This is a genomic window from Aeromonas sp. HMWF017 (genome assembly GCF_003061465.1).
Classification (GTDB): domain Bacteria; phylum Pseudomonadota; class Gammaproteobacteria; order Enterobacterales; family Aeromonadaceae; genus Aeromonas; species Aeromonas veronii.
Genome location: NZ_QAJD01000030.1, coordinates 12,777 through 15,096, shown reverse-complemented (window position 1 = coordinate 15,096; position 2,320 = coordinate 12,777). Strand labels below are relative to the sequence as shown.

General features: G+C 61.9%; 3 protein-coding genes and 1 pseudogene. 2 read left to right on the top strand and 2 right to left on the bottom strand.

Annotated elements, in window-relative coordinates; all coding sequences use genetic code 11:
* Nucleotides 1-132 (bottom strand): glycosyltransferase family 9 protein (locus DBR30_RS21505; protein ID WP_375135837.1); only part of this gene is annotated, 132 nt, incomplete at its 3' end.
* Between the two features lie 200 nt (nucleotides 133-332).
* Here DBR30_RS21505 and DBR30_RS02240 point away from each other — a divergent pair.
* Nucleotides 333-1,046 carry a 3-deoxy-D-manno-octulosonic acid kinase gene (locus DBR30_RS02240; protein WP_108542492.1) on the top strand — a complete coding sequence of 238 codons (714 nt, stop codon included), beginning with the start codon at nucleotides 333-335 and terminating at the stop codon, nucleotides 1,044-1,046.
* 70 nt (nucleotides 1,047-1,116) lie between these two features.
* The gene (locus DBR30_RS02235) at nucleotides 1,117-1,980 is read left to right on the top strand and encodes a GGDEF domain-containing protein (RefSeq protein WP_040069586.1); all 864 of its coding nucleotides are present in this window, start codon (nucleotides 1,117-1,119) and stop codon (nucleotides 1,978-1,980) included.
* 6 nt (nucleotides 1,981-1,986) lie between these two features.
* Here DBR30_RS02235 and DBR30_RS21500 read toward each other — a convergent pair.
* Nucleotides 1,987-2,320 (bottom strand): annotated as a pseudogene (locus DBR30_RS21500) (EamA family transporter); the annotation flags it as partial.

Genomic DNA, 2,320 nt, shown 5'->3' with positions numbered 1-2,320 from the left:
GATCCAGGTGATACGGGTCTGTGGCCACTCCCGTTGGATGACGCGCACCAGCGCCAGTGCGTGGCAGCAATCCCCGATGGCGGAGAGCCGCAGGATGCAGATGGAGGAGGGGGGCGTTTGAAATAGCGGCATGTTGTGGCGCACAGCTGGCAAAAAGGGTGGATGGCATTATGCAAACTCCCCTGTGGATTGTAAAATTGCGCACAATCGTCAGCCGGGCTTTGCCACCCGAATAGCCGCCATGGCTGGCACATGTTGCGGGCATGCCACAGTCGCAGCCTCATCGCCCATAAACAGGGGCGATCAACGACCCACCGAGCGGGATCTCCACGATGCGAGTACAGACCGAACACAACCAGATCTGCTGGTATGCCGAAGGGGCCTTTCGCGACCCCTCTCCCCAGTTATTCGATCCTGCCTGGTGGCAGAACAACCGTCAGGTGGTGGGGACCTCCATCGGGCGGGGAGTGACCTGGTTCGTCAAGGATGAGTCCCGCCATCTGGTGCTGCGCCACTACTATCGCGGCGGCATGGTGGGCAAGGTGGTGCGGGATCGCTTCTGGTTCGAAGGGGTCGAGTCGAGCCGTGCCATGGCCGAATACACCCTGCTGGCCAGGTTGTGCGAGCTGGGGCTGCCGGTGCCGCGTCCGTTTGGCGCCCGTATGGTCAAACAGGGCCCCTTCTATCGTGCCGATATCCTGATCGAGCGAATTCGCGGTGCCAAGGATATGGTGGCGCTGCTCAAGCAGGGGCCGGTGGCGACCGAGGTGTGGCACAAGATAGGTCAGACAGTGCGTCAGCTGCACGATGCCGGGGTCTATCACGCCGATCTCAACAGCCACAACCTGCTGCTCGATAAAGAGGGCAAGGTGTGGGTGATCGATTTTGACAAGGGTGCGATCCGCTCCCCCGGCGAATGGCAGAAGGCCAATCTGGAACGCTTGCTCCGTTCATTCAATAAAGAGTCTCAACTGCATACCAGTTTCCACTTCGTACCGGAGAACTGGCAGACCTTGATGAACGGGTATCAGGGAAAAGCGATCTGACCCTGTTGCTCGGCGTGAACGCCAATGTTACTTATTGAGCAGGTATTCAGATCCTGTTTCGAGGCGCCCCATGGAAATGCTCAAGACACCTTTGGTCGATGTGACTGCCCGGCTTGATCCGGGTCTGCTGTCTGATGCCATGGCGCTGCTGGAGGCGGGGATCTGGAGCTGGTCAGCCCAACATGGACTGCAGCGTGATCCCTCCTGCCTGCGCCTGTTGGGATTGGGAGAGTGCTGGCCGGATGATCTTGGCTGGCTGGATCGGGTGCATCCCGACGATGTTGCCCGGCTGGAAGATGCCCTGCTCGCCTGCCAGAGCGGCCGCAGCAGCGGTCTGCGCCTCGAATACCGCATTCTGCATCATCACGGTCACTACATCCGGCTGGAAGAGCGGATGCGTCGCGATGAGCGGGGCTATCTGCTGGGGGTTGTCCGTCACCTCGATCCCGCTGCCGTGCTGGTGGAGGAGCGACATGGCACCGATCCGCTGACCGGTCTGGAGAGCCGTGGCCGCTTCGAGCAACTGCTGGAGGAGCGGCTGGCGACCGAGAGCGGCACTTTCAGTCTGCTGCAGTTTTCGGTCGATCACATGGCCAAAATCCAGCAGTTGTTTGGTGAAGCGGCTTGCGACGCCATGCTGGCCAAGCTGGCGCGTATCGTACGTCACGAACTGCGGCGGGAAGATCCCTTCGCCCGCTGGGATGAGGACGGTTTTATCCTGATGCTCTCCCAGACCGAGCGGATGAGTGCGCTGGAGATCGCCGAGCGGCTGCGCCTCGAGATTGCCGATGCCAGCCTGCTGTCACAGCGGCCGGTCACCGTCAGCATCGGGCTGGTGCAGAGTCAGGCTGGCGAGCAGCTCGATCATCTGCTGGCCCGGCTGGCCAGCTGTCACAGTCAGGCCAGACGGGAGCACAACACCGTCGTCGGCTGAGTGCGGTCAGGGTAGGCCGCGCTTGTCACGCTGGCAGACCCAGAGCGAGGCCAGCATCAGCAGGCCGCCGATGGTCAGTCGGGTCAGGTCGGTATCCTTGCCCCAGAGCAGCAGATTGACCAGCAAGCCGGCCGGAATGAGCGCATTGTTCATGATGGCCAGCACCCCGCTGGTGACCAGCGTCGCCCCCTTGTTCCAGAGGAAGTAGCCGAGGCCGGAGGCACCCACCCCCAGCCAGAGCAGAATGCCCCACTGCAACCCTGACGTCGGATATTGCGGTTTGCCCAGCAGCCACCAGGCGGGCAGTGCGATCACCAGCGCCCCCAGATAGAAGCAGCCG

Bases quoted from the DNA above. Each gene is read 5' to 3' on its own strand.
- DBR30_RS02240 (WP_108542492.1), top strand. From the start codon at position 333: ATGCGAGTACAGACCGAACACAACCAGATCTGCTGGTATGCCGAAGGG.
- DBR30_RS02235 (WP_040069586.1), top strand. From the start codon at position 1,117: ATGGAAATGCTCAAGACACCTTTGGTCGATGTGACTGCCCGGCTTGAT.